The organism is Mesorhizobium sp. NZP2234, assembly GCF_013170765.1.
Lineage (GTDB): Bacteria > Pseudomonadota > Alphaproteobacteria > Rhizobiales > Rhizobiaceae > Mesorhizobium > Mesorhizobium loti_D.
The window spans coordinates 6,434,995-6,456,483 of record NZ_CP033364.1 but is presented as its reverse complement, the minus strand read 5'-3'; the positions used below and the strand labels follow the sequence as shown (position 1 = coordinate 6,456,483).

Genomic DNA, 21,489 nt, shown 5'->3' with positions numbered 1-21,489 from the left:
CGCGGCTCAAGTGGCCGGCACCACGACGCGCGAAGCTGCGTTTCCTGCGAGCCTACCGGGTTTGGCTGTCATTCCTTCATCTCAAAGGGAAGGCAAGTCACTAGCGACTGCCTTCACCGGCAATAACCACCGCCCTCCTGACCCCCCTCTGACTGGCAGGAGCGCAGAGAAAAAATCTGCCTATACAGGACGATGGGCTTAATTGGAGGGGCGTTTGAATGTGACGAGAGGGTCATCCAGTTTGATCGTGATCACCTGGTGCCCAGCTGAACACCCCCTATTCTGAGCGGCAAGGCCACGGGAGGGATCCTGCGCGAATGGCGGCCAAAACGCCGATTTCGTGCTCGGATAGATGGGCGATACATGCAAAGCGGCACATTGGTGCTGGTACCAATGGTGCTCTAAATAGAGGCCGCATCATCCGGGCCCAAGGGAACGCATCTTAACCGAGGAGCATCCAAAATGTCGCAGGAACTCGATTATCTCAGCCTTCGCTTCGCTGCGGGCCGGCTGAGCCGGCGTGAATTTCTCGGCCGCGCAGCGGCGCTCGGCGTCTCGGCGACGTTTGCGAATTCGCTCCTCACTAGCGTTGCGCGAGCGGAGGAGCCAGTACGCGGCGGTATCCTTAAGGGCGGTCTTTCTGGAGGTAGCGCAACCGATAGTCTCGATCCGGCGACGTTCTCGACTTTGTCGTCAATTTTCGGCGCCTGCTGGGGCGAGTATCTGGTAGCGATGGTGCCAGACGGCGGACTTGAAAACCGCATCGCTGAGAGCATTGAGGCCAGCAAGGACGCCAAAACCTGGACGATGAAGATCCGCAAGGGGCTCGAGTTCCACAACGGCAAGGCGGTGACGGCGAAGGATGTGGCGGCGACTCTCGAGCGTCACTCTGACCCGAAATCGAAGTCCGGCGCGCTAGGTGTGCTGAAGAGCATCGACACCATAAAAGCGAATGGTGACGAAGTGGTCGTAACCTTGAAGGATGCCAATGCTGACTTCCCTTACCTTATGACCGACTATCACCTAATCATTCAGCCGAATGGGGGGAAGGACAATCCAGCCGAAGGCATCAGCGCTGGGCCGTATAAGGCCAGCGTCAACGAGCCCGGCGTTCGGTACGGCGGCGAGCGTTTCGCCAATTTCTGGCAGCCGGATAAAATGGGTTTTGCCGACCAGATTGAGCTCCTCGCCATCAATGACGCGACGGCTCGTATCTCCGCGCTGCAGGCCGGCCAAGTGCATATAATCGACAAGGTCGAGCCCAAGGTCGTCGATCTAGTCAAGCGGGCGCCCAACTTGAAGGTGGAGGCCGTCTCGGGTCCTGGCTACTATTGCTTCAATATGTTTTGTGACGCCCCGCCCTTCGACAACAACGATCTGAGGATGGCACTCAAGCTTGCTATCGACCGTCAGGAGATGCTCGACAAGATCCTACGCGGCTACGGCACGCTCGGCAACGACTTCCCGATCAACAACGCATACCGCCTGTTTCCCGAAGACATTCCCCAGCGCGAGTTCGATGCCGACCAAGCCAAGCATTATTACAAAAAATCCGGTCACAGCGGCCCGATCCTCCTTCGGGTCGCGAACGCCGGCTTCCCTGGAGCGGTCGATGCTGCACAGCTCTACCAGCAGAGCTGTGCCAAAGCCGGCATTACACTTGAGATCCAGCGCGTGCCGGACGACGGCTTCTGGTCGGAGGTCTGGAACAAGCAACCCTTCTGCAATACATACTGGTCAGGCCGAGCGACACAGGACCAGATGTACTCGACCACGTATCTTTCAACGGCGGTATGGAACGACACCCATTTCTCTAACGAGAAGTTCGATAAGCTTCTCATAGAAGCGCGCGCTGAACTCGATCAGGACAAGCGGAAAAATCTCTATCGCGAGATTGCCATCATTGTTCGCGATGAGGGAGGCGTGATCGTGCCAATGTTCAACCAGGCTATCGACGCTATTTCCGACAAGGTTGGCGGCTATGTCGCTTGGCACGACGCTCTGATGAACAGCTTGGCTTTTGCCAAATGCTGGCTGAAGGCCTAGTTCGTCGGCGCCGTTAACCTTCAGCTCGGACGCTACCCGGCCACTCTCTGGTTGTTAGGCATAGGTCGCATTATCCGACAGGGACAGCTTATCAGATCTTGTTAGTGGCGCGATGTAGGTCCCCTGGCTGCGCCCGAGATAAGCGCGCCAATTACCCTCACGCTCGAGGGTCGCTGGCCTACGCGTCCTGGGTGCGAATGCAACGTGACGGGCGCCTACCAGCCTGGCCTGGCCGGGTTGCGCTCATTTGGTTGGCCGCCTTGTCGGCCTTAACAGTATTGAGGAACGTCTCATGTCACTTAAACTCGACTATTTCAACCGGCGCGCCTTTGGCGGCGACTATACCAATCCGATGAATGACTGCGCGCTGGCCAAGTGCTGGCTGGCGGCGTAATGCGGTTTTCGGCGATGTCCCCCATTGTAAGACTAATCACCCAGCGCGTCGCGCTTGGAATCCTGCTCCTTTTCCTTGTCTCGATCCTAATCTTTGCCGGCACGCAAATCCTGCCAGGTGACGTTTCGCAAGCCATTCTCGGACAGTCTGCAACCCCGGAAGCACTCGCCAATCTGCGCGCCGAGCTGGGCCTTAACGACCCGGCGTATATCCGCTATTTCCGCTGGTTGGGCGGTGTGCTGACTGGCGATCTCGGCACTGCGCTCACTTCGCGACAGGAGATTACCGCGACGTTGCTGCCCCGACTGTGGAATACACTCTTCCTGGCCTTCTGCGCGGCGACTGTGGCTGTCCCGCTCGCCATCATCCTCGGGCTGCTGGCGGTGCGCTATCGCAACGGCGCAATCGACAAGCTGATCTCCGGATTCGCGCTTACCTCAACCTCGCTTCCCGAATTCTTCATCGGTTACCTCCTGGTCTATTTCTTTGCCGTGAAGCTGCAGTGGCTTCCAGGTATCTCCACTGTCTACGTTGGCATGCCGTTTCTGGAGCGCATGAAGGCCATCGCCCTCCCGGCGACGGTACTAACGCTCGTCGTGCTCGCACATATGATGCGTATGACGCGCGCTGCGATCCTGAACGTGATGCAGTCGGCCTATATAGAGACGGCCGAGCTCAAGGGGCTGCGGCAGATCGAGATTATCCGCCGCCATGCATTCCCGAACGCCATCGCGCCGGTAATCAATGTGGTGATGCTCAACCTGGCCTTCCTGATCGTAGGCGTTGTCGTCGTCGAGGTGATCTTCGTTTACCCCGGCATGGGGCAATATCTTGTCGACCATGTCTCAAAGCGCGACGTGCCGGTCGTGCAGGCCGTCGGCCTCATCTTCGCGGCCGTTTATATCGGCCTGAACATCATCGCTGACGTCGCCTCAGTCATCGCCAATCCGCGGCTCAGGCATCCTAAATGAGCGTTTCGTCAGCTCCACTCGCCAAACCCCGGCCTCGCATACCCCTCGGTGCCGCGATCGGCCTGTTCTTCACCGGATTGTTCCTCTTTGCAGCGATTTTCGCGCCACTGATCGCACCGCATCCGCTGGGCGAGATCGTCGGCGACGTTTGGATGCCCATGTCGGGCGAGCACTGGTTGGGCACCGACAATCTCGGACGGGATCTGCTCTCGCGCATGATTTATGGCGCCCGCACTACGATCTTGATAGCTGCCGCCGCTACCGCGCTTTCCTTTACGCTGGGGTCTATACTCGGCTTCACCGCAGCCGTCGTCGGTGGCTGGTTCGACATGACAATGTCGCGGTTCGTGGATCTGTTGATGTCGATCCCGACGTTGATCTTCAGTCTTGTCGTGCTGTCGGTGCTCCCATCCAACGTGGTGACGCTGATATTAGTCATGGGTACACTGGACTCTACCCGCGTTTACCGGCTGTCCCGCGCCGTGGCCGCCGACGTCAATGCGATGGACTTCGTCGAGGCGGCCAAATTGCGGGGCGAAGGCCGCGCCTGGATCATCTTCCGCGAAATTCTTCCCAATGCGCTGTCGCCGCTAGTCTCCGAACTCGGCCTGCGCTTCATCTTCGCCGTGCTCTTCCTGTCTGCCTTGTCCTTCCTTGGCCTCGGTGTCCAGCCGCCACAAGCCGATTGGGGCGGAATGGTGAAAGAGAACAAAGATGGCATTGTTTTCGGTATTTCCGCTGCCCTCATCCCAGCGGGGGCAATCGCAGCACTCGCCATCTCAGTCAATCTGGTCGCAGATTGGATCCTTAATCGGACCACCTCACTCAGGGGAGGGCGCGGCAATGCCTAAGGCGGTAATAAAACAACCTCATGACGAAAGTGGTCCGTTGCTCGAAATCAGGAGACTGCGGATCGAAGCAACCTCCTACTCGCCGGGCGGCGATCCGCAGAATACCGTGATCGTCGACGATGTTTCGCTAAAGCTGGAGAAAGGCCGCGTCTTGGGCCTGATCGGCGAGTCCGGCGCCGGCAAATCGACCATCGGTCTGGCCTCGTTGGGATATGGGCGAGGCGGTGTGCGCATCACAAGGGGCGAAGTTCTCCTCAACGGGCGCAACATTCTAGCAGGCGGCGTCTCGGGATTGCGCAAAGTGCGCGGCAACAAAGTCTGTTATGTCGCGCAGTCGGCTGCCGCAGCGTTTAATCCGGCGCTTCGTCTAATGGAGCAAGTCATAGAGTCCGCGTTGCTGCACCGTGTTGCGACCCGAGCCGAGGCGGAGAGGCGCGCCATGGCGCTGTTCAAAAAGCTCGGCCTGCCCAACCCGGAAACCATCGGCCGTCGTTATCCGCACCAGGTTTCTGGCGGTCAATTGCAGCGCGTCATGACAGCCATGGCGCTATGCTCCGAGCCCGACCTTATCGTCTTTGACGAGCCCACCACGGCGCTCGACGTGACGACACAGATCGATGTGCTCGCCGCAATAAAGGATGCGATCCGTGATACTGGCGTCGCGGCCCTTTATATTACGCATGACCTTTCGGTCGTTGCCCAAGTCTCGGACGAGATCATGGTGCTTCGTCACGGCAAAATGGTCGAGCATGGCGAGACGCGGCAGATCATCGAGGCACCGCGGACGGAGTACACCAAGGCGCTGGTATCGGTACGTTCGATCGAGCATCAGGAAAAGAGGCCGGCAGCCTGTCCGGTGCTCGAGGTGAGGAATATCACCGCGGCTTATGGCGGTCATGTAAAGGTGCTGCAGGACGTTTCAATAGAGGTCCATCCCGGTCAGACGCTGGCCGTGGTAGGCGAGTCCGGCTCGGGTAAGTCCACGCTCGCGCGCGCTATCACAGGTCTGCTGCCGCCCACATCCGGCATGATCACCTTTGCCGGCCGCACGCTTACGCCGAGGTTGGCGGAGCGCTCGACGGACGATCTGCGCGAATTGCAAATGATTTACCAAATGGCTGACGTGGCGATGAATCCGCGCCAGACAGTTGGCACCATCGTCGGCCGTCCGCTCGAATTTTATTTCGGGATGCGGGGTCGTGAGCGCGATGATCGCGTGGCGGAACTGCTCGACGAGATCGAGATGGGCGAGGGGTTCGTTGATCGCTATCCTGCCGAACTCTCGGGCGGCCAGAAACAGCGCGTCTGTATCGCTCGAGCGCTCGCCGCCGGGCCGAAACTTATCATCTGCGACGAGGTGACCAGCGCTCTCGACCCGCTTGTGGCTGATGGCATCCTCAAGCTACTGCTGCGTCTGCAGAAGATTGAGGACGTGGCTTATCTGTTCATTACCCACGATCTCGCGACGGTAAAGGCGATCGCCGATTCCATCGCAGTGATGTATCAAGGAAGGGTCGTGCGCTATGGCTCCAAGACTGAAGTGCTCACCCCGCCCTTCGACGCCTACACTGACCTTCTGCTCTCCTCAGTTCCCGAGATGAAGGTTGGCTGGTTGGAAAACGCCATAAAGGAACGCCGCATGGAAAGCGCCGGGAACTGAACGCCAGCAGCTTGAGCGCCGAGTTCGAATGCGGCCAGAGATGCACCAACGTCCACCTGCAGCTACGTTACAAGGCGGCTGCCCCCTCCATCAATCACTATTGTCGTGCCATTGATGTACCTTGCTCGGTCACCGACGATGAATCCCACTAGCTCCGCGAGTTCGTCGGCAGTTCCTATTCGCCCCACGGGATTGGTTTTGGCCACACGTTCGATGGCGGCATCTCGATTGAGGCCTTCGTCGACCATCAACGCCTCAATTCTCTTGTGAACTCTGCCCGTGTCGAAATAACCAGGCGCGACAACGTTCACGCGAACGCCACTTCCCGAAAGTGTGTCTGCGAGGTGCTTAGCTAATACTGCTATTCCGGCACGCATGACGTTCGAGAGGAGTAGGTGACCTGTCACCTCCTGCACGCCCGCCGAGGTAACATAGACGATATCACCCCCACGACCAGACGCTTTCATCGCAGCGGCTGCTACTCGAGTCACCCTTACTGCACTCATGAGAAGCGTCTCGTAGGAATGGTCCCAATCATCGTCGCTTAGGTCTTCGATGGTTCCGTACGGCATGTGACCGGAATTCACGATGAGGCAATCAATGCTCCCGAGGAGCTCCAAAGTGCGTTGCAACAACATGTCGGCATCTGCTCGCCGGGCTAAGTCTGCAACTACGCCATAAGCGCCAGCGCATCCCTCAATTCTCTGTAGATTACCTACGGCTTTGTCTAGTGTAGCCTTGTTACGACCGCAAATAACAACCTCCGAGCGGTTTTTAGCTAGTTGTTTGGCGATGGCGAAGCCAAGACCCTTGCTACTGGCCATCACCAGAACTTTTCGACCATGATCATTCATCGCGATGATCCCTTCCCGATTGAGAGTGGACGAGCCGGACCATGGCTCTCTCTCAAGACGTATCGCCTCAGCGCGATTTCGAAGTTAATAACTGAGCATTATTCGTCTATATATCTCAACGGACATTTCAAGTTGATCCAATTCAATGAACTCATTGTTCGTGTGAGCGCGATCGATGCTTCCTGGTCCAAGAACGATGCAAGGGATGCCGGCCAATGATAGCTGACTAGCATCCGTGCCGTACGGCACTCCAATGTACTCTCCCGTCCCGGCAACTTCGGCACACGCCTGTGCTGCCACGGAAGCTATCTTGCTTGACTCGGCACTGTCGGGAGCTGGATCTTCAAGCGCGGGCAGTAATGATCGGACCTTGATGTCTTCGCGATCACGCAAACCTTGCAGTATGTTCTCCACTTCTGCCAGCGCCTGCTCCGGTCGCTCCCCTGGAACGAGGCGCCGATCCACCCAGATGCGGCACGATGGAGGAACCGTCGTCAATTCCAGGCCACCCTCAATCAGACTTACCGTCAAAGTGGGAGGACTGACCAAAGGTTGGGTGCGCGAAGCGAGATTCTCGCCGTGTTCGTTGAGCGCCAATATCACCTTTGCCATGCCTGAGATTGCGTTGACTCCGAGGTGCGGCTTCGAAGTGTGAGCAGGGACACCCTGAACCTCGATTTGCCAGCGGACCGACCCTTTGTGGGCGACTACAAGCTCAAGCTCGGTTGGTTCGCCAACAACCGCGGCATCATACGACTTGCCGGAGAGAGCGATGGCGCGAGCGCCGATCTTGCGGTACTCTTCATCAATGCTGGCGGCAACGACAATCGTAGCATTCGGCTGACGGTCCCCCAAGGTACTCAGAGCGATCATCATTGCAGAGAGGGAACCTTTTGTGTCGCAACTCCCCCTGCCGTAGAGTCGATTATCCTTCAATTCGGGAGAAAATGGATCGGAAGCCCAATTATCAGTGGGCACCGTGTCCATATGGGCCACGAAAAGAAGGCGCCGACTAGGGTCTTTGCCCGAGATCCAGGTCAAGAAATTCGAGCGCCCGTCGACAACTTGCTGGAGTTCATAAGGCAGGTTTCGGTCCCGGCAAAACCTCTCAAGATATTCGGCGACCCGCTGTTCTCCGCTGCCGCTGGGTGAAAGCGAAGGGTTGACGCTTTCAATTTTGACAAGGTCTTGAAGAAGCGCCACGGTATCCGCGCTTTGCGATGACATAAATTTCTCCTATCCGGTTGCGATCCGGCGCAGCTAATTCGACCATTTCTTAACTATATCAATAACTTGGTCGACTTCCTCTTCGCTGTTGTAAAGATGCAGCGAGAACCGAAGGAGCCCTCGTCGCGTAGATGCAACGACCTTGTTTTCCGCAAGATAGCTGTGCAGCGACGGTATGTAGGCGGCGACTTCTCGCGTTCCGCCGAGTGCAGCCATGTCCCCAATCGCCACAATACTCCCAGTGTGGTCGCCAGGAGGCCCGCCACAGACAGGCAGTCCGGCTTCTAGCAGCCCTGAAGCCAGTCGAGTTGCCAAAGATGTCACGTGCCTGTCGATTGCTTCTGTTCCGATCTCCAGTAGTTGCCCCAAGGATGCGTGGGCGGCAATCATGCCTGGGAAATTGTAATGCCCGATGTCAAAACGAGGCGCTCCAGCCCGCAGCTTGGCGGCGTTGAGAATGGGAGCCGATTCGGGTGCGTTCCCGAGATCGACGCTAAAGCGAGCGAGGTAAGCTGGCTTTAGCTGATCTGCCCACTCCCGGCGGCAGTAGAGAAACCCCGATCCGTAGAGGCCCATCAATCCCTTGACAGTCGAGACGGCCAAACCATCTACTCCCAGCCGGTTGACATCGGTATGCAGGATTCCGACCGACTGAGTCCCGTCCGCCAAAAGGAAGGCGCCATGACGCCTGCACGCCTCCGCGACGGGTTGCGTGACTGTCCGGAAACCAGGAACCATTGTTGCGGTCGAAAGCGCCACCACGCGAGTCCTGGAATCAAGCGCATTGACAATCGCATCTACGGGAATGGCACCATTATCCGGCTCCATCAATTTGAGTTCAACATTATGTAGAGCTTTCACTTGGAGCCATGGCAGGATGTTGTTAGCATGTTCAAGTTGAGGGCATAAGATAACGCTGTCGCCGGCTCGCCAGTCAATCGCGTTGGCGATTATGTTAATGCTCTCTGATGCGTTCTTAGTGATGGCAATTTCATCTTTATCCGCGCCAACAAATCGAGCAAACCTAGCGCGTGTCTTCTCGATGTCCGCCAATTGGCTAAGCTCATCGTTTATCCCGTGCAATCTGTTATTTAGATGATCCTCGAACGATATTTTTGTGGTACGAGATATCAATCCTTGGTTGGCGACATCCATGTAAATAAAGTCTTGCGTCGCTGGGAAATCGTCCCGGATGCTGTTTAATGGAAGGATACTGCCGTTCATAATCATGGAGCTCGTCAATTGCGGTTTACCTTGGTCCAAACGCCGCGCACAGACTCCAAGCGCGAACGCGGCTGGCGGCAGCGGGGAACTAGCTTCGTCTGTACCGAATTGATCATATCCGTCAGACCATGGGAAATTCCCCCTATTTCTCACCCATGTTGAGGATTTTCTGCATAGATGCGGATTGCGTGCAGACTTTCGAGACGGGAGGGGGTCGCCAATCGTGCGAACAGGCACTTTGGCATCGGGAGGCCCGCGCCGTCAGCGCCTCGAGACAGTGAACGCGACTCCAGCCGTGACGGCAGCCGCATTCTTACCCGATAACAAGCTTGCCATCTCAACTGCCAGAACACTCCGACGGCCCGCACCCGCGCGCCGAGGCTGCCCGACGTGAAGCGATCTAAGCCGGCGAGGGGCCAGGTTCCGGACGCGGGCACAAGCTTCGCGCAGATTTCGCCCGGCCCGCCGCACGTTGGCCAGACATTAGGATTGTTGGAGGGTGGTTGCCGATGAAATAGCAATGTCTCCGAAGACGGAGGATTTTGAGCAATCAAAGGCAGCTCAACGCAGGTTTCCTGCGCGAACTCGGAAACGACGGCAACGTTATGCGCAGGTCAGATGCTAAGATACGCCGTCCAGCGCGTGGCGCGCCTCTTTGTTTTTGAAGGGCTCCGATGAAAGTTTCCGGCATAGACACCATAAAGGTAGAAAAAGACCTGGCTTTTACTATCCAGGAGTATCAAAGAAGGCTCAAGGCGGTCCGCGAAGGCATTGCAGCCCGGGATCTGGACATCCTCGTGGTGACCGTCCCCGAGAACATGCTTTACCTAAGCGGTTACAACACGCTCGGTTATGCCTCCGCCCAGTATCTGCTTATCCCGCCGCAAGGGGAGCCCCTCCATATCACGCGTGGCATCGAAGAGGTGAATGTCCGGGCGTATTCGTGGATAGACAACAGTACCAGCTACATGGACCACGAGGCCCCGCTCGAGCTGCTCGCGGAAACGCTGCGTAACATGGGGTTTGCAAAGGCGAAGGTAGGATTCGAGAAAAAGTCTTGGTTCTTCTCGATCGCCGATTATGAAGCCCTCAAGACCCTTCTCCCCGATGTCCGTTTCGAAGATGGCTCGATGATTGTCGAGGCGGTCCGCGTCGTCAAATCGGATGCCGAAGTAGACTATATCAGGCAGGCAGCCCGGATTGCCGAGGCCGGCATCGAAGCGGGCATCGACCAGATAAGGGCTGGAGTGAACGAGAATGAAATCGCCGCCGAAATCCAGCGCGTGGTCACGCTCAAGGGAAGTGAATACCCCGGCTACCCGCCGTTTGTGACTTCGGGCGTGCGCACGAGCTACGCGCACGGCACGTGGTCGGGCCGGCAGATTCAGCCGGGTGATCCTGTCTTCCTCGAACTGTCCGGCACCGTTCGCCGCTATAGCGCCGCGATTATGCGGGCTTCCGTGGTCAGTCCATCCAACCGTGAACTCGAGAAAATGGAGGACGTGTCACGCAGGGCGCTGGAAAACATGCTCGACGGCATACGTCCTGATCGCCCCCTCGGTGAGGTGTGGAGTATCTGGTCTCAGACCGTCAACGATGGAGGCTATGAAGGCCGCTTCAAGCGTACGGGGTATTCCATCGGCATTAGCTACCCGCCGGATTGGGGCGAAGGGCACATCCTGTCGTTTAAGCGAGGGGAAACGCGGATCCTCAAGCCCAATATGGTCTTCCATATCCCCTCGATGGTCAAGGCTTTCGGCTTTGCGGACGTCGGCACCAGCGAGACTGTTCGCGTGACCGAAACTGGCTGCGAGATTTTGACGAACTACAAACGTCAGCTTTACGTCCGCTAAAACCAGACGCAGACTTCTGACTTTCATGTTACCAGGCCGGGCCAATCGAGAACAACATCGGTGTGTTCTGATTGCGGCTCGGTTCGCTGCCAGGCCAGTAGACGCGCAATGTTAACGCACCTCCAAACGTCGCTTCGTCCAACACAGCAGCAGCTGGCGAACATGTGCGTGATCCCGATAAGTGCTTATCTCGGTCCGTTCTCCATCGCCCAAATGAAACGTTTTTTTCACGGGCGGTGTCGCGTTGATCAAATTATAGGCCTGATGAGGGCTGGATTTCATAAAATTAGCGATCTGCTGCCATGTCGTGATGGCATTAGCCGAAGTCAAAGGAGCGTTTTGATGTCTCAGGAATTCGATGATCTCAATCGCCGCGTTGCCGGCAAGTCATCGCAGTCCAATCCCGAGTTATGGCAGCTCGATCCGACGCTAGGCGCGCCTATGATCCCGCCCGACGAGTGGTCCTTTTGGCCTTATAGCAGATGGACATACTCGCACGTAAGCGAATCGACGCGAACCGCCCGGGTCTGGCGAGGGGCAGGACCGGTCCTGCCGCTTCCAAGCCGGCCCAGGGGGGATATCGGTGACATCGAAGTTGCGTCCAGCGACGGCCAGCGCGCCACTGTCCGCGAATACCTCGAGAGGGACTATACTGACGGGTTTCTGGTTCTGCACCACGGCGAGATCGTGTTCGAAACATACATGAATGGCATGGAACCGCATTCTCAGCACATCGCCAGATCGGGTTCCAAGTCCATCACCGGGACGGTGTTCGGGATTCTTGCGCACCGCGGGCTTATCGACCCTGAAAGTCTGGTAACACGGTATCTGCCGGAACTGCAGGCGACCGCGTATCGCGGCGCCACGGTGCAGCACTTGCTGGACATGACCGCGGGCGCCACTCTCAAGGGACTGTGGTACGTGCCAAACAACGATTACTTTAATTACGTTGTAGCCACAGGATACTTCGGCCCCCCGGAGGGACATCCTGACGCTCCTGCCGATATATGGCACGCCATTCTGCGGATAACCGAGCAGGAGGCGCCGCACGGCGCGCGGTTCAAGTACTTTGACCCCAACATCGACGTGCTGGGGCTAATCATGCAGCGCGTATCCGGCAAGTTTCTCCCGGAACTGTACAGCAGCGAATTATGGAGTCCGATGGGGGCGGAGGAAGACGCCCGCCAAATCGTAGACAAGTCTCGTTTTTCGATGTCGTCCGGCGGATTCCAAGCCACACTCCGTGATTTCGCGCGCTTCGCGCTGCTGCATCTGCGCGGCGGCAGACTCAACGGCAGGCAGATCGTTCCATCTGAATGGATCGAGGCGATAAGACGCCCTAATTCTCAACTATTCCACTTATTCGCACCGAACGGTTCTTATGCCGATGCCACTTCAGACTTGCCCAATGGCGCTTATCACAATACATTCTGGATTGAAGACCAAGAGAGAGGCGCCTACATCGCGTGGGGGTATGGTGGCCAGGTGATCTATATTGATCCTCAAGCGGACTTCGCGGCGGTGAAACTCTCGCATCAGCCTGGCCAATCACCGGTGAAGCGGGCACAGTGGCCTGACCAAGTTTACCAGCCTCCCAAAGCCCTTCCCTTTGATGCGTTCGGGGCGATTCGCGCCATCCGAGATGCACTGGAAAATTAGGATTTGTTACCGGTGCACAATCGTAGCGGTCGGGCGGCAGGCCGAGTGCGGAGAACTAGCGGCGACAGCGCATCGGGCAGAACCTCGCACGAGATGATCCAGGCGCTGCCTTTCCTCCGCATTTGATCGCCTCGACGAAGCCCATCGCGTTGATGTCGGCGGCGACGGGGCGTGACAGCGGTACACGCGCTAGTCTGGAATCCGCTGCAACGTACGCCAAATCTCGATCGCTATAATTCGCTTACCTTCGTGCGGAACCCTGCCCCTCTGGCAGTGCTGCATCGCTTCCGACCTTGGTGTGCAGTGCCACAGGCCGGCTGCGGCAGCATGGTGAAAGAGAACAAAGATGGCATTGTTTCAGTATTTCCACTGCCCCTATACGAGCAGGCTAGCCGGCGCCATCGCAGCACCCGCAATCAATCTCGTTGCGGATTGGAATCCTTAACCAGACCACCCTTTCTCAGGGGGAGGGCGCGGGAATGCCTGAGGCGGTAATCAAACGAGATCATGGCGGAAGCAATCCATTGCTCGACATCAGGATGCGGATTGAAGCAACCTCCTACTCGCCGGGGGACAACCCGCAGAATGCCGACATCGTTTGACGACGTTTCACTGAAGCTGGAGAGGGCCGCGTCTTGGCCTCATCGGCGAGCCCCGGCGCCGGCAAAACCGATCGGTCTGGGCTCGATGGATTATGATCTAGGCGGCGTGCCGTAGAGCAATTACTCCCCGCAGCGGAAATTATGCGCAGATACCCGATTATGGCGGGGACCCGCCGAACCCAGAAATGCTTGCTCTAACAATGTCGGAGGACGACGTGGTCGTCGATGAGCAATCTGTCCGCCCACATGGCCGCCGGCGGCGCGAAGAACTCACCACTTTGGTGCGAGCAAAGGCCGACTGAATCATCAAGGCTCTGTGGGACTGGGTCAGAGCCGCAGGAGAAGAACTGGACTAGAAATGTCGCGCCCGTTGAGAAGGACCTCGGCACCGGCGATGCGGTATGGACCCCGCCCTCTAGGCGCGGTGAAATCTCGAACGCCAACTGCAACGAAGGAGGATGTCATGCAGGTCGTTCGAATAGGTCTGGATCTTGCGAAGTATGTCTTCGAGGTTCACGGCGTCGACAGCCACGGAAAAGTCGTCGTGCGAAAGACGCTGCGTCGCGATGCGGTAGCCCGCTTCTTCGCCGATCTGCCGCGATGTCTGGTCGGCATGGAAGCCTCGAACGGAGCGCATTATTGGGCAAGGGTGCTTTCCGATCTCGGCCACGAGGTTCGGCTGATCAGCCCTCAGTTCGTGACACCATACGTCAAGTCGAACAAGAACGACCGGAACGATGCGGAAGCCATCTGCGAGGCGGTCGGCCGGCCATCAATGCTTTTGTGCCGCCCCCGCAGCCTTGCCGTCATCGTCGGGAACGACGATGACGGCCTCAGCGACATGGTCCGTTCGCTCATGAGGGAGTTGCGGGCGGAAATGGCCGAACTCGATGATCGCATTGCAACCTATGACCGGCGGATACGAGAGATCTTCCGCACCAGCGAGCAGTGCCAGCGGCATGGAAAGATCGAAGGCATCGGCCCCGTAACGGCAACCGCCTTGATCGCTGCCGTGGGCAATAGAACCTGCTTCAAGAACGGCCGTCAGTTCGCGGCTTGGCTCGGCCTGGTGCCGAAACAACGATCCAGTGGAGGGCGAGCCCGCCTATTTGGTATCAGCAAACGCGGCGATCGCTATCTGCGCACATTGATGATCCATGGCGCTCGCGCTGCGCTCGGTAAAGCAGGCGGCAAGCAGGATCCCCGAAGCCTCTGGCTCGGTAAGCTGCGGCAAAGGCGGCATCCCAATGTCGCGGCTGTCGCGCTCGCCAACAAGAATGCGAGGATCGTGTGGGCCATGCTCTCGGGCAACACATTCTACGAGCCCGCACCGTCGGTGAAAGCAGCTTGAGGCGAAGCGGCAAACGAAGGAATAACAGAAGGAGGTCTCACCCCGGCAATTGCAGCAAAATGGTAGGAGATGGTGAAACGATCATTCCGTCGCTTCCCGAACCTGGTGTGTGGACCGGCTTGGTTTCGGCCAATGGCTAGGGGCCGATGAGGTGGAAGCGCGCGAAAATCCATCGGGGCTCGCGGCGAAGACGTTGTCCAGCCGCATCAGGAAGCCGGATTACGTCAGCAGTTGTGACCAACGATCCTGATCCAGCCGACCTGTTGCAATCGGGCGGGGTCCATATACGTCCACACATGAATCACGCTACGGGCAAAAAGGGAATCTGGAGAGTCCACACCGCCTAGCGCGTGAGCCGCCATTCTCCCGCCGCGCCATTACGGTGCTGTCTGGGGCCGGCTGTCCGGTACAAAGTTGCTGCGTCTCCACCAAGAGAAAAAGCGAGATGCCATTAGAGCCGGTTCTGGAGTTCGGGCAGGATCTTGCATAGACAACAGACGAGGCCGGAAATCGACCACTTGGAAGATCGGCGCACCTTCGTCCTTGTTGATGGCAACGTGGACCTTCAAATGCTTCATGCCGGCGATGCCGACGGCCGACCGAGTCAATCAGGGCGGCCGACAGCGCCTTGGCCGTCCGGTCGGAAAGCATCGCATTGTCGTGTTCGGCTGACGAGACCGGGCTTTTCCGCCTCGGCCACGCACTTCAGCACCTTGGCGATGCCTAGCGGCTCGGTCTGCTCGTCGGTTTCGATCAGAAAGGCGCGGTCGCCGCCGATGGCAAGCTCGGTGGGCAAGGTCTTCTGCGCCTACCGCGGACCAACGACGATCTTCACCGCCGGGCGCTGGCCTTAGCATCTGCGCTTGCTCGCTGCCCTCATGTCAAACGGAACATCGAGCATGCTCTTGTAGATGGGATCCTAAGCGGGAAACCTGTCGCCGCCGTCGATGGCCTCAGATCGCTCCTATCCCGCAGCCTATGGGAAGCGTGAGTGGTTGCCTTGCTCGGCTCGCCGTCACACTCTGTGCAAAGTACCTCGCGATCAGTCGTGAACTGGCCCAAGCGCTTCACAGCCTGTACAGCCGCTAAGGAGGTCAACGGTGGAGAAAAAAATGGGCCCACTGCTCGGGTTTGCGAGCGAGGCTCGTTGGCCGCTCGATCAAAAGCGTGATTGGCGGTGGAAGCTCCCCTTGGTGCAGGACGAGGGCCCTTTCGTCCAATTCCTTATCTTCCGTCGTGAGACGATGGTTTAGGCGAAGGTAGTCCGTCCAGGTCGGCGTGCGGAATGTCTCCGTCCATTGCATAGGCTTCTGAAGGTTGCGCTGAAGGGTCCAATTCCGAGCACCGACGCGGCTGTGGACATGCCTGCGCTGCCGCATGAGGTCGAGGAAGACCTCGACATTTTTCTCGGCTATCAGATATTCGACCTTGACCATGATCGGGCCGCTTCTCGGCTGCAGATTAAAAGCGACAGCGGGAGCGTCGAATGCCTCCAAGGGATCGGGTTCGGAATCGTGGCGTTCGCGCAGGGGAAACAGAACGCCGGCGACAGCGACGAGCAATATCGCACCCGCCGAACCCTCAAGCGCCCAGGTCAAGGAATGGTTCTCAGCGACAGTGCCCCACACCCAACTACCGGCCGCTATGCCGCCGTCTATCAAGGCATAGTAGATCGAGATCGTGCGCCCCACGACCCAGCGCGGGCTCGCCAGCTGCACGCTCACGCCAAGCCCGGACCAGGCGGTGACCCATCCCGCGCCCCCCAAGGCGAGCGTAATTGCCGCCACTGCGATCGAAGAGGTCAGCGCCAGGGAAAGGGAGCAGGCTGCGCAGGCGACGCAGGCAAGCGTCATCAGCCGTTCTTGAGACAAGCTCCGTCTGAATCTGCCATTGGAGACACCGGCGAAGACGGCGCCAGTCCCGAAGCCGGCCATGAGCGTGCCGTAGGCGAGCGGTCCACCCCCCAACTGATCGCGGACAACCAGGGGCAGCAGCGCGAGAATGGCGATACTCGCCAGGCCAAAGACGGTTCCGCGGGCGATCGCCGTCTTGATTTCCGACGACATCGCCGTGAAGCGCAGCCCGTCATAGATTGCCGTCCTCATCGACTCGCGCGGAAGAGGGGAGGAGCGAACCTTCCACTTGCAGCGCCATATAGTGCCCAGAGGGACCAGATAGCTGAGCATGGTCACGGCGAGAGCCGTCACAAGCCCGAACGAGGCAACCACCATGCCGCCGAGCGCCGGGCCCACGGTCCGGACAGTGTTGAAGCCGACGGAGAGCAGGGTAACGGCAGCGGGAACATCGCGTCGGTCCACCATATCGCCAACCGAGGCCTGCCAGGCGGGATCGTTGAGAGCACTGCCGCAAGCGATCAAGAAGCTGAAGCCGAGGATCATCCAAGGGTCGACAAAGCCCAGCGCCACATATGCGGTCAGCATTGCAGATGTTGTAGCCATGATGCACCGGCCGGCGAACATCACCCTGCGACGGTTGAAATTGTCGGCGATGGCCCCCGCAAAGACAGACAGAATGAACGCCGGCAAGTATGATGAAGTCTGTACCAGCGCAACCATTAGATCTGAAGTCGAGATTGTTGCCATCAGCCAGCTGATGGCAACAGTCTGCATCAGCCAACCAAGGCTGGAAACCTGCGTGGCGAGCCAGATCGAACGAAAGGCCGGGTTTTTGAGCGGCGCAAACGTCGTGGGCGAAATTGGATCTGCATCTGCGCGCACGGCCTTGCTCATATTCCGGAGCGTGGCCTCCCGTTTGACGGTTCGTATACCCTCGCCTGTGGAGAAGAATGTGCAGGCGCAGACAGTCACGTTCTGTAATTTCGTTCCAGTCCAAGATTGATCACCTGCTGACTTGCGTCAAATACAGGATCCATATTCTGGCCATCCAGCGCCGAGATGGCCCTGAGCTGGCCGGCTCTACTGCGCGACAACCAACACCCTCATCGTTGCCAGAGTCCCGTCCGCGCTGTTGGGTGGCCAGCGCCAGCCACTCGGCACATCGCGCGGAAGCTGCCCCTCAAGCCTTGGGATGTCATCGCCGACAAGACGGTCTAGACGTCATGTTCCGAGGCGGAGATCGGTGGCCCGCCCTTTCGTGCGATTAAAAGACTAGGGTTGCTCGGATGGGCCGAGCCGATCCTCACGCACGGAGGGCGAGCCATGGGAGAGTATAGCGAAGCATTTGTTGCGTTTGATGTAGCCAAGAAGAAGCACGCGGTTGCGATCGCGGAGGGCGGTCGCACTGGCGAGGTCCGGTTTGTCGGCGAGGTCGAGAATAGTCCTGCGGCGATAGAGCGGACGATCAAGAAGCTGGGAAAAAAGTATGATCGACTGCACGTCTGCTTCGAGGCCGGGCCGACCGGTTATGGGTTGTGCCGGCAGGTCCGCGATCTTGGACACGACTGCATGGTGGTTGCGCCGGCCCTGATCCCGAAGCGGCCGGGCGAGCGCGTCAAGACCAACCGGCGGGACGCGGTCACGCTGGCGCGGCTGCATCGGGCGGGCGAGCTGACCGGGGTATGGGTGCCGGACGTGGTCCACGAAGCTGTCCGCGATCTGGTCCGGGCCCGGGAAGCCGCAGCCGACGACCTGCGCCGCAAACGCCAGCAGCTACTTTCCTTCCTCCTGCGCCATGGGCGGATCTACGAGAACGGCGGTCATTGGACATTGGCGCACCGGCGCTGGCTTGCCCGCCAGAGCTTCGAGCATACCGCGCAGCAGATCGTGTTCCAGGAGAAGATCGACGCGATCGAGGACGCGGCTCAGCGACTACATCGCCTGGACGAGCAGTTGCGCGCCGTCGTGCCAACCTGGTCCATGGCGCGGGTCGTCGAGGCCTATCAGGCCATGCGCGGCGCCTCGTTCCTGGTCGCAGTGATATTTGCGGCCGAGATTGGGGATGTGCGTCGCTTCGATACGCCGCCGCAGTTGATGGGCCTTTCTCGGCCTTGTCCCGGGGGAGCGCTCGACCGGTGACACGGTTCGCCGGTCGAGCCTTACGCTCGCCGGCAATCGACGCGCCCGCCGCGCCCTGGTCGAAGCGGCATGGACTTACCGCTATCCTGCCAGGATCAGCGAGGCCCTGAGGGCCCGGCTCGAGGGGGTGCCCAAGGCTGTCCGCGATATTGCCTGGAAGGGGCAGGTCCGGCTCTGCGCCCGCTATCGCCGCCTCAGCGCCGCCGGCAAGAAGCCGCCGGTGGTCGTGGCTGCGATCGCACGCGAGATGGCCGCCTTCTTGTGGGCCATCGGCCGGGAGGTCGCGCCGTCTTAGACGAGTCTCGACCCAACCCGCTGCACAGTGCTGGGGGTGGGGCCACGGTGGGGAACTCCCGTCGCTAGTTATGTGGCCGAGCCGATGCGCCCGACGCCCGCCCTCTAGACCGAGGACAGCCCCGAGACGAAGACACGGAAGGCCGGTACCCAACCCGCGGATGAGAGTCTGATCAACCGTCGTCTCTGAGCTCCACCCCCAGCCCTGTGCAGCTTCGGCCGATCCGACTGCTTCGCAAACCTGCCAAGCAGGTGAGCCTTCTTGCCTTCAACCTTGACAGGGAACATGAGAGACTAGGGCCTGGCGTCTTCCTTCATGCACAGATCTTGAACCTGCCCTCGCCATTCCAGTTCTTCGTTGTGAACGTCGGAGCAGCGGCGGTTCCGCAGGCGCTGGCCATCTGAAAACGCGATGGTACCGTCCGGGACATTATATTGGCGAATTGAAGACAGCTTGGCGCACATTCGCAGAGCGGAGAAACGCACACCCGGCGCTAATTCGCCTGAAAACTCACACTAGGCTGAACAATGAGCGAAGCACCACATCTTACGTTTGATCTCGACAAGCCCGGCATCAGCAAAGGGCATCTTGTTGTTCCAAAAGGCGCCGATTGCGAAGCTCTTTCGCTCCCGGTCTTCAGCCTCAACAAAGGCGATGGGCCGCGGCTCCTTATAACTGGCGGATGTCATGGCAATGAATTGGAAGGGCCTCTTGTTGCGCGACGGCTTGTTGAGTGGCTGCCCGAAGCGCAAACCTGTGGACGGGTTATCATCGTCCCCGTGCTCAATCCCCCGGCCGTCCAGGCATTCACCCGCAATACGCCGATCGACGGATTGAACCTCAACCGAGTGTTTCCGGGCCGTGCCAACGGGTCAGTAACCGAACGAATCGCGGATGCCGTTTCGCGCCTGTTGTTGCCGACGGCCGACACTGTGTTTGATCTGCACAGCTTCGGACCAACGTGGGATTTTCCACCATCGACCACGACGCATCCCATTTCAGATCCCGCTCTCATGGCTAAGACGATCGGAATGGCAGAGGCGTTCAAATTGCCCATGACGTTGGTTTGGGATCATCCAGATACGCCTGGAATGTTCGATATCTCGGCTCATAATAAGGGTAAGGTATTCGTTTGTGCTGAACTTGGCGGGGGCACCGTTGGTGCGGAAAGTCTCGCGATCTACGAAGCCGGAGTACGCAACGCACTTATCTCGCTCGGACTCATCGAGGGAAAAGCCGAGTATCCGATGTTCCGTCAACGGAAGTCCAGCCAGACACTTCAAACGCGGCGCCCGGCCGATGAACTGAAATCGCCTGCGCGGGGCATTTTCGAACCTCGTTGCTCGATGTTGGATGAAGTGAAGCAGGGAGATCTCATCGGCATTCTGCATCCGATGGATTCTTCGTCGGCCGATTCCAATGATGTCCGGTCGCCTGGCCCTTCCATCGTCTGCGGCATTCGATCCGGGGGCTATGTCGAAGTCGACGAATGGCTGGCGCTCCTTGCGAGACCGCTAAATCGTTGAAATCACGTTCCCCTCGATCGCAATAAGGCGACATTAAGATGAGAAGGCGTTCAAGTGTCCTCTCTGACTGGGTCTTCGAGGTCAAGCTGCTCCTGTTGTTTTTCCGGATGGTATCGTCCGCGGGTCACGCGCTTCTCTTGTTTCAAGTCGCGAGAAGAGATGCGGCAGACCCATCCATAGTGAACCGGTGAGCGGGCCGCTGCATGGTTGGCTGCTTTCCAACTGTTTGAGGACATTACATCATGACATTTCGACCCCAAGCATCTCTCGGGATACTAACTTCCGACCAAGGGCAGTTGCCCAACTCTGCGAGGGGTATGGAACCGGGCGCGATCGAAAACCCTGAGACCCTTGGTTTTCCTGTCATAACAGAAATCGCAGAGGGAACACTGGGTAGAAGAACGCCACGCGGCGATCCGGTGCTTGAGCGCGGCTATGTTGAAGCGGCGCAGCGGTTGGTCCAGCGAGGAGCCGTCGCGATCAGTTCAAACTGCGGCTTCTTGATCCGATACCAGGCGGTTGTAGCCGCTTCTGTAGAGGTACCCGTGGCAATGTCGAGCATGCTCCTTTTGCCGACGCTAATCCGTCAAGTGCCGCCATCCGCCAAGATTGCCGTTCTGACTTATGATTCTAACGCTTTCGACGACGATATGCTCGAGGTCAACGATCCGACAGAGCGGTCTAGAGTTGTGGTAGGCGGCATTGAAGGCAGTAAGTACTGGCATGATGAGTTGAAGATTCCTGCGCCCCCGACCGATGTCGCCGCGATGGAAGCGGGTGTCGGCGCTTGCATCACCAGGCTGAGAGCCGCGCATCCGGAGATTGCAGTCATCCTTTTCGAGTGTGCGGGGTTCCCAGTGGTCGCTCCGGGAGTCCGCCGACTAACGAACCTGCCAGTCTACGATATCACAAGTCTGTGCCGGATGATGATCGCCTCGATCAAGTAACAATTTTTATTCGCCGAGGTAGTTAAAAAATAGG

The 21,489-nt window shown here is 58.5% G+C and carries 14 protein-coding genes and 3 pseudogenes; 11 read left to right on the top strand and 6 right to left on the bottom strand.

Annotated features, from left to right (window positions below; translation table 11 throughout):
• Positions 1-462 precede the first annotated feature (462 nt).
• The 4 genes from EB230_RS31125 (at position 463) to EB230_RS31110 (ending at position 5,922) form a co-directional block, all read left to right on the top strand.
• On the top strand, positions 463-2,046 hold the full coding sequence (locus EB230_RS31125) for an ABC transporter substrate-binding protein (protein WP_172374683.1): 1,584 nt from the start codon (positions 463-465) through the stop codon (positions 2,044-2,046).
• A gap of 408 nt (positions 2,047-2,454) precedes the next feature.
• The gene (locus EB230_RS31120; protein WP_172374681.1) at positions 2,455-3,411 is read left to right on the top strand and encodes an ABC transporter permease; all 957 of its coding nucleotides are present in this window, start codon (positions 2,455-2,457) and stop codon (positions 3,409-3,411) included.
• On the top strand, positions 3,408-4,262 hold the full coding sequence (locus tag EB230_RS31115; protein ID WP_172374679.1) for an ABC transporter permease: 855 nt from the start codon (positions 3,408-3,410) through the stop codon (positions 4,260-4,262). The genes EB230_RS31120 and EB230_RS31115 overlap by 4 nt, the downstream gene beginning before the upstream one ends.
• On the top strand, positions 4,255-5,922 hold the full coding sequence (locus tag EB230_RS31110; RefSeq protein WP_172374677.1) for an ABC transporter ATP-binding protein: 1,668 nt from the start codon (positions 4,255-4,257) through the stop codon (positions 5,920-5,922). Before EB230_RS31115 ends, EB230_RS31110 begins: the two co-directional genes overlap by 8 nt.
• Positions 5,923-5,984: 62 nt before the next feature.
• Here the strand turns inward: EB230_RS31110 and EB230_RS31105 are convergent, their stop codons facing one another.
• The 3 genes from EB230_RS31105 to EB230_RS31095 form a co-directional block, all read right to left on the bottom strand.
• A complete protein-coding gene (locus EB230_RS31105; protein WP_172374675.1) occupies positions 5,985-6,776 on the bottom strand; it encodes an SDR family oxidoreductase in 792 nt (263 codons plus the stop codon).
• Between the two features lie 84 nt (positions 6,777-6,860).
• Positions 6,861-8,003 carry a M20 family metallopeptidase gene (locus EB230_RS31100; protein ID WP_172374673.1) on the bottom strand — a complete coding sequence of 381 codons (1,143 nt, stop codon included), beginning with the start codon at positions 8,001-8,003 and terminating at the stop codon, positions 6,861-6,863.
• Between the two features lie 33 nt (positions 8,004-8,036).
• Complete coding sequence (locus EB230_RS31095; RefSeq protein WP_246738884.1) at positions 8,037-9,227, bottom strand: aminotransferase class V-fold PLP-dependent enzyme; 1,191 nt, start codon at positions 9,225-9,227, stop codon at positions 8,037-8,039.
• A 674-nt stretch (positions 9,228-9,901) separates the two neighbouring features.
• Here EB230_RS31095 and EB230_RS31090 point away from each other — a divergent pair.
• The 4 genes from EB230_RS31090 (at position 9,902) to EB230_RS31080 (ending at position 14,692) form a co-directional block, all read left to right on the top strand.
• Entirely contained in the window at positions 9,902-11,080 is a 1,179-nt protein-coding gene (locus EB230_RS31090) for a Xaa-Pro peptidase family protein (protein WP_172374671.1), read from the top strand.
• Positions 11,081-11,422: 342 nt separating this feature from the next.
• Complete coding sequence (locus EB230_RS31085) at positions 11,423-12,739, top strand: serine hydrolase (RefSeq protein WP_172374669.1); 1,317 nt, start codon at positions 11,423-11,425, stop codon at positions 12,737-12,739.
• A 479-nt stretch (positions 12,740-13,218) separates the two neighbouring features.
• Positions 13,219-13,341 (top strand): hypothetical protein, encoded by a 123-nt coding sequence (locus EB230_RS33040; RefSeq protein WP_281410917.1) that lies wholly within the window; start codon positions 13,219-13,221, stop codon positions 13,339-13,341.
• Between the two features lie 463 nt (positions 13,342-13,804).
• Positions 13,805-14,692: an IS110 family transposase gene (locus EB230_RS31080; RefSeq protein WP_172374667.1), complete on the top strand. Its 888-nt coding sequence runs from the start codon at positions 13,805-13,807 to the stop codon at positions 14,690-14,692.
• Positions 14,693-15,143: 451 nt separating this feature from the next.
• On the opposite strand, the pseudogene EB230_RS32855 reads toward EB230_RS31080, so the two are convergent.
• From EB230_RS32855 to EB230_RS31070, 3 genes and pseudogenes are all read right to left on the bottom strand, one after another.
• Positions 15,144-15,279: pseudogene (locus tag EB230_RS32855) on the bottom strand (electron transfer flavoprotein subunit alpha/FixB family protein); the annotation flags it as partial.
• Between the two features lie 83 nt (positions 15,280-15,362).
• A pseudogene (locus EB230_RS31075) lies at positions 15,363-15,527 on the bottom strand (electron transfer flavoprotein subunit beta/FixA family protein); the annotation flags it as partial.
• A 259-nt stretch (positions 15,528-15,786) separates the two neighbouring features.
• Positions 15,787-17,442 (bottom strand): MFS transporter, encoded by a 1,656-nt coding sequence (locus EB230_RS31070; protein ID WP_172374663.1) that lies wholly within the window; start codon positions 17,440-17,442, stop codon positions 15,787-15,789.
• A gap of 429 nt (positions 17,443-17,871) precedes the next feature.
• Here EB230_RS31070 and EB230_RS31065 point away from each other — a divergent pair.
• The 3 genes and pseudogenes from EB230_RS31065 (at position 17,872) to EB230_RS32850 (ending at position 21,455) form a co-directional block, all read left to right on the top strand.
• A pseudogene (locus EB230_RS31065) lies at positions 17,872-18,982 on the top strand (IS110 family transposase).
• Between the two features lie 527 nt (positions 18,983-19,509).
• Positions 19,510-20,508 (top strand): succinylglutamate desuccinylase/aspartoacylase family protein, encoded by a 999-nt coding sequence (locus EB230_RS31060; protein ID WP_172374661.1) that lies wholly within the window; start codon positions 19,510-19,512, stop codon positions 20,506-20,508.
• Positions 20,509-20,825: 317 nt separating this feature from the next.
• Positions 20,826-21,455 carry a hypothetical protein gene (locus EB230_RS32850; protein WP_246738883.1) on the top strand — a complete coding sequence of 210 codons (630 nt, stop codon included), beginning with the start codon at positions 20,826-20,828 and terminating at the stop codon, positions 21,453-21,455.
• Positions 21,456-21,489: the final 34 nt, after the last annotated feature.

Coding starts and splice junctions, on each gene's coding strand:
- EB230_RS31090 (WP_172374671.1), top strand. CDS start 9,902: ATGAAAGTTTCCGGCATAGACACCATAAAGGTAGAAAAAGACCTGGCT.
- EB230_RS31080 (WP_172374667.1), top strand. CDS start 13,805: ATGCAGGTCGTTCGAATAGGTCTGGATCTTGCGAAGTATGTCTTCGAG.
- EB230_RS31070 (WP_172374663.1), bottom strand. CDS start 17,442: ATGAGCAAGGCCGTGCGCGCAGATGCAGATCCAATTTCGCCCACGACG.
- EB230_RS31060 (WP_172374661.1), top strand. CDS start 19,510: ATGAGCGAAGCACCACATCTTACGTTTGATCTCGACAAGCCCGGCATC.
- EB230_RS31125 (WP_172374683.1), top strand. CDS start 463: ATGTCGCAGGAACTCGATTATCTCAGCCTTCGCTTCGCTGCGGGCCGG.
- EB230_RS31115 (WP_172374679.1), top strand. CDS start 3,408: ATGAGCGTTTCGTCAGCTCCACTCGCCAAACCCCGGCCTCGCATACCC.
- EB230_RS31100 (WP_172374673.1), bottom strand. CDS start 8,003: ATGTCATCGCAAAGCGCGGATACCGTGGCGCTTCTTCAAGACCTTGTC.
- EB230_RS31085 (WP_172374669.1), top strand. CDS start 11,423: ATGTCTCAGGAATTCGATGATCTCAATCGCCGCGTTGCCGGCAAGTCA.
- EB230_RS33040 (WP_281410917.1), top strand. CDS start 13,219: ATGCCTGAGGCGGTAATCAAACGAGATCATGGCGGAAGCAATCCATTG.
- EB230_RS32850 (WP_246738883.1), top strand. CDS start 20,826: ATGGAACCGGGCGCGATCGAAAACCCTGAGACCCTTGGTTTTCCTGTC.
- EB230_RS31105 (WP_172374675.1), bottom strand. CDS start 6,776: ATGAATGATCATGGTCGAAAAGTTCTGGTGATGGCCAGTAGCAAGGGT.
- EB230_RS31120 (WP_172374681.1), top strand. CDS start 2,455: ATGTCCCCCATTGTAAGACTAATCACCCAGCGCGTCGCGCTTGGAATC.
- EB230_RS31110 (WP_172374677.1), top strand. CDS start 4,255: ATGCCTAAGGCGGTAATAAAACAACCTCATGACGAAAGTGGTCCGTTG.
- EB230_RS31095 (WP_246738884.1), bottom strand. CDS start 9,227: ATGAACGGCAGTATCCTTCCATTAAACAGCATCCGGGACGATTTCCCA.